The organism is Streptomyces sp. SID486 (assembly GCF_009865385.1).
GTDB lineage: Bacteria > Actinomycetota > Actinomycetes > Streptomycetales > Streptomycetaceae > Streptomyces.
Window position 1 is genome coordinate 1 of sequence record NZ_WWJT01000338.1, and the last position, 5,126, is coordinate 5,126.

Below are 5,126 nucleotides of genomic sequence, written 5' to 3' on the forward strand. Positions count from 1 at the left end.
GCGGCAGCGCTCAGGCTCCGGTCCCCGGGCCGGGCGCCGGTGCGCGCGTCGGGGCCGGCCCCTCGACGGCCCCGGACAGCCGGCCGGCGGTCACCGCGAACGGGCCGAAGGCGGCCAAGGCCGCCGTTCAGAAAAAGCTCGCCCACGCGCGCGTGCTGCTGTCGCGCCGGGCTGCCGGGACAGCGTCCGGCACGGATGTGACCAAGGCCGGCAAGGCCGTCGCCTTCGCCCGCGCCCAGCTCGGCAAGCCGTGCGTGTGGGGCGCCGCCGGGCCCGGCTCCTACGACTGCTCGGGCCTCACCCAGGCCGCCTGGAAGTCCGCCGGCGTCACGCTCCCGCGCACGGCACGCCGGCAGGCCGGCGCCGGCACCCCGGTAGCCCCTGCCGATGCCCGCCCGGGCGACCTCGTCTTCTTCCATGACGACGCCGGGCACGTCGGCCTCTGCACGGGCGACGGCATGATGATCCACGCCCCCAGACCGGGTGCGTACGTCCGCGAGGAGCCGGTCTCCGCCATGGGCGAGGCGGCCGTCCACAGCGTGGTCCGGCCGGGCTGACGCCGGAGCGCGCCGGGGATCAGGTCCAGAGGACGGCGATGAAGATGTTGGCCGTGGTCAGCAGGCCGACCAGCCCGAAGAGGCCCTTGTCGACCCGCTCCTCGTCGCGCTTCACGTAGACCAGGCCGAGGATCACGATCAGCAGGGCCAGCTTCACGCCGATCTTGACGGTGTTGACGTGGTGGTCGTCGGCCTGGTTCAGCCCGACCAGGGTCACACCGGTGACCAGCATGGTGATCGCGCCGTGCAGCATCCCGGGCACGAACCGGGCCGTGCCCCGGCCCATCGCCTTCATCTGGGTGAGGAATCCGCCGAGCAGCGCGGCGATACCGATGATGTGCAGGCCGACGAAGAGATGGATGAGTACGTCCATGGAGCCGGAGCCTAGCCAGGGGCCCGTGCACCGCCCGTCACCGGGGCCCACGCACCGTCCGCCCCCGGGGTTCGTGACCGCGCGGCCACCGCGGCCGCCACCGCACCGCCTCCGCGGGTCGCCACCGCACCGCCTCCGCGGGTCGCCGCCGCGCCGCCGCGAGGTTCACGACCGCGCCACACCGGGGTTCGCCGCCTCGCCACCACCCGGGCTCGCCCCCGCGCCACCACCCGGCTCGACGCCTCGCCACCACCGGGGTCGCGACCGCGCCGTCACCGGAGTTCTCAGCGGCATCGCCGCGGCCGTGATCGTGTCATGCCGAAGCCTTCTCACCGTGTGGCGCCACGACGACCCGGCACGGCGCCGGCCCACCGCCCGGTACGGCCGGGCCGGGTCCCTCTCCTGTCGGACGCTCCGTCATGTGTCGGCGCTCCCCTCACGGTGCCGCCGGCCGTTGCCTGGAGCGCGCGATGGATATATGCGTCCCATAGCACCCCACAGTCCCCACCCGCCCCGCTTTCGGTTCTTCGGTCATCACGTTCGGTAAAGGCGACGACTCCTGTCGGGCGGGACGGACACATACGGTCACGTCCCGATCCGTCCCTGCCAGTTCCGCACACCTCGTTACCGACTCGTCACCACCCGGCCTAGCGTCCTCCCCCAGGTGACCGGCTCCCCACCGCCGCCCGGACCAGGGGCGGCAGCCGGCCACCACCGCCGAGAAAAGCCCTGCGGCGGCCCGCTTCCCCTGCGCGGGTCGCCGCGGGCGTACCGCTCGGTCGTACGCGTCGTACGGAAGGACGTGACAGTCCGGTGGCAGCCCACCGCAAGCTCCCGCAACGCCCGTTCAGTGGTCTCACCGCCCGGACGGCCGCCACTCTCGCCCTGGCGGGCGCGGCCACCGCGACCGGTTTCGACGGGGCGGCGCACGCCGAGCCGCAGCTGACGCCGGCGCAGGTGAAGGCCAAGGTGGACACGTTGTACCGGGAAGCCGAGGCCGCCACCGAGAAGTACAACGGGGCGAAGGAGAAGTCGGGCACGGCGGAGCGGCGGCTGAGCGCACTGCAGGACGAGGTCGCCCGCAGGCAGGAGACCCTCAACTCCGCGCGCAACGCGCTCGGTTCGATAGCGGCGGCCCAGTACCGCGACGGCGCGATGGACCCGGCCTGGCAACTGGCCCTCTCCAGCGACCCCGACCGGTACCTGGACGACGCCGCGCTCGCGGAGCGGGCCGGTGACCGGCAGGCCGCCGCGGTGTCCCGGGTGCGCCGGCAACTGCGCGAGATCGAGCAACTGCGCGGCGCCGCACGCATCGAGCTGAAGTCCCTGCGCTCCCGGCAGGCCGAGCTGAACCGGCAGAAGAGGACCGTCACCGGCAAGCTGGACGAGGCCCGGCAGCTGCTCGCGCGGCTGACTCCGCGACAGCGCTCCGAAGTCACCGGCGCCGGCGCCGATGCCGGCGGTCCGAGCGCACGCGCCTCCCGGTCGGCGGCGGATCCGCGGCAGCCACTGGAGGAGGCCGCACCCGCCCCGGCGCCCACCGGGCGCGCCGCGGCAGCCGTCGCCTACGCCTACGGCAAGCTCGGCAGCCCCTATGTGTGGGGCGCCACCGGCCCGAACGCCTTCGACTGCTCGGGCCTGGCCCAGGCCGCCTACCGTGCCGCCGGCATCTCCCTGCCCCGCACCACGTACGCCCAGATCAACGCGGGCCGGAGAGTCTCCCGCTCCGAACTCCGTCCCGGGGACCTGGTGTTCTTCTACTCCGGGATCAGCCACGTCGGTATCTACGTGGGCAACGGGCAGATGATCCACGCCCCGAACCCGTCGGCGCCGGTCCGCGTGGCCCCGATCGACCAGATGCCGTTCGCCGGGGCGACGCGGGTGGCCTGACGGCGGGGCAGGGCTCGCCGGGCGAAACGCCGATGGGCCGGGCGGAACACCGGTGGACCGGGCGGGCCGGGCGGAGGGTCAGACCAGCCGGCGTGCGGTCGCCCAGCGGGTCAGCTCGTGCCGGTTGGACAGCTGGAGCTTGCGCAGGACCGCCGAGACATGGGACTCGACCGTCTTCACCGAGATGAACAGCTGCTTGGCGATCTCCTTGTACGCGTAGCCACGGGCGATCAGGCGCAGCACCTCGCGTTCCCGCTGGGTGAGGCGGTCCAGGTCCTCGTCGACGGGCGGGGCGTCGGTGGAGGCGAAGGCGTCCAGGACGAACCCGGCCAGCCGCGGGGAGAAGACGGCGTCGCCCTCCTGGACCCGGAAGACCGAGTCGACCAGGTCGGTACCGGTGATGGTCTTGGTGACATAGCCGCGGGCACCGCCGCGGATCACCCCGATCACGTCCTCCGCCGCGTCCGACACGGACAGCGCGAGGAAGCGCACGGGCCGCTCGGCGTCCCCGGTCAGCGCCGCGCACCGGCGCAGCACCTCGACGCCGCCGCCGCCCGGCAGGTGGACGTCGAGGAGGACCACCTCGGGCCGGGTGGCAGTGATGACCGCGACCGCCTGGTCGACGTCCGCGGCCTCGCCGACCACCTCGACACCGGTCTCGGCGGTCTGGCCGATCTCCGCCTGGACGCCGGTGCGGAACATCCGGTGGTCGTCGACGAGCACCACCCGTACATGCCGTCCGCCGGCGCCGCCCTCGGGCCGGCCCGACCCGGCCGCCTCCGCCGTCCCCGCCGTGCCGTTCGCCTCGGTCGCGTCGCTCATGACGTCCTCTCCGCCCTCTCCATCTCCAGCTCGACCTCGGTGCCGCCGTCCGGCACCGCCCGCAGCCGGGCCGTGCCACCGTGACGTTCCATGCGGCCGATGATCGATTCTCTGACGCCCATGCGGTCGGCGGGTATCGCGTCGAGGTCGAAGCCGGGACCACGGTCCCGCACGGACACGAAGACCGTCTTTCCCTCGACCTCGGCGTAGACCTGCACGGCGCCGCCCTCGCCACCGTACTTGGCGGCGTTCACCATCGCCTCGCGCGCGGCCTGCATCTGCGCACCCGTCCTCTCGTCCAGCGGGCAGTCGCCGACGACCACGACCTCGATGGGCACGCCGTGTTTGTCCTCCACCTCGGCCGCGTTGCGCCGCACCGCCTCGGCGACCGTGTCCGGCTCTTCGGCCTCGTCCTTGCCGGTGCCCTCCGGTTTGTACAACCAGGTGCGCAGGTCCCGCTCCTGGGCGCGGGCGAGACGGCGCACCTCGTTCGCGTTGTCGGCGTTGCGCTGGATCAGGGTGAGGGTGTGCAGCACCGAGTCGTGGACATGGGCGGCGACCTCGGCGCGCTCCTGGGCGCGGATGCGCATCAGGCGTTCCTCGGACAGGTCCTGGGTCATGCGGACCAGGTAGGGCCCGGCGAGCAGGGTGATGCCGACGATGACGACGAGCGCGGCCTGCAGGACCGCGCCGAGGTGGGCGGCCGAGCCCTGGAGGACGAAGACGGCCGAGACACCGGCCGTGACGAGCAGGACGCCGCCGGCCGTCCGCAGCAGGGTGAGGGTGCGCCGCCGGCGGCCGGCCTCGACCCAGCGGGCCCGGCGGGCGTTGTCCGCCTGACGCCAGACGAGGGCGACACCGGCCGCGACGAGTACGGCGGGCACCAGGTACGCCTTGGTCGCGCTGCCCAGGTTGACGCTGCTCACGAAAACCATGGACACGACGACCATGAGGAGCAGCGCGGCGATCTGTCCACGGTCCGGCTTGCGCGCCACCAGTCTGCGGCGGCCGTCCGGCGACGCCTCCGTACCCACCAGCGACGGCTTCTGGTCACCGACGCCGCCGACGCCGAGGGGGACGAAGAACCAGAACGCGGCGTACAGCAGCGCTCCGAGCCCGTCGGCCGTGAACAGGCCGACGAAGACGAGCCGCACCCAGACGACGGGCAGCCCGAGATGCCCGGCGAGGCCCCGCGCCACTCCGCCGAGCCAGCGTCCGTCACTGCTGCGGTAGAGCTTGCGCGGCGGCCGCGGGTCGTCGAGGGGCGGGCTTGCGGCTTCCGGCATGCCAACGATGGTCACACGGACGGCGGGGCAGAGCATCAGGGTCGTCCCCCGAGACGCCCCTGATCTTCCGTCGCATCCGGTCCAGATCTCCCGTCGGCCCCGGTCCAGCTCTACCGCCGGGCCTCCAGCTGTACCGCAAGGCCCGGTCCAGCTCTACCGCCGGGCCCGACGCCGGGCCCGGTCCAGCCCTGCCGTCGG

The 5,126-nt window shown here is 73.6% G+C and carries 5 protein-coding genes; 2 read left to right on the forward strand and 3 right to left on the reverse strand.

Going from position 1 to position 5,126, the window contains the following annotated elements; genetic code table 11:
* The coding region (locus GT045_RS15625) for a C40 family peptidase (RefSeq protein ID WP_161334527.1) at nucleotides 1-557 on the forward strand (557 nt) is incomplete at its 5' end.
* A 19-nt stretch (nucleotides 558-576) separates the two neighbouring features.
* On the opposite strand, the gene GT045_RS15630 is transcribed toward GT045_RS15625, so the two are convergent.
* Nucleotides 577-930, reverse strand: a complete 354-nt coding sequence (locus GT045_RS15630; protein WP_161334528.1) for a hypothetical protein — start codon at nucleotides 928-930, stop codon at nucleotides 577-579.
* Nucleotides 931-1,743: 813 nt separating this feature from the next.
* On the opposite strand from GT045_RS15630, the gene GT045_RS15635 reads away from it, so the two are divergent.
* Nucleotides 1,744-2,820, forward strand: a complete 1,077-nt coding sequence (locus GT045_RS15635; RefSeq protein ID WP_161334529.1) for a C40 family peptidase — start codon at nucleotides 1,744-1,746, stop codon at nucleotides 2,818-2,820.
* A 78-nt stretch (nucleotides 2,821-2,898) separates the two neighbouring features.
* On the opposite strand, the gene GT045_RS15640 is transcribed toward GT045_RS15635, so the two are convergent.
* Both GT045_RS15640 and GT045_RS15645 read right to left on the reverse strand, forming a co-directional pair.
* Nucleotides 2,899-3,642, reverse strand: a complete 744-nt coding sequence (locus GT045_RS15640; protein WP_161294366.1) for a response regulator transcription factor — start codon at nucleotides 3,640-3,642, stop codon at nucleotides 2,899-2,901.
* A complete protein-coding gene (locus GT045_RS15645) occupies nucleotides 3,639-4,928 on the reverse strand; it encodes an ATP-binding protein (RefSeq protein WP_161294368.1) in 1,290 nt (429 codons plus the stop codon). Before GT045_RS15645 ends, GT045_RS15640 begins: the two co-directional genes overlap by 4 nt.
* Nucleotides 4,929-5,126: the final 198 nt, after the last annotated feature.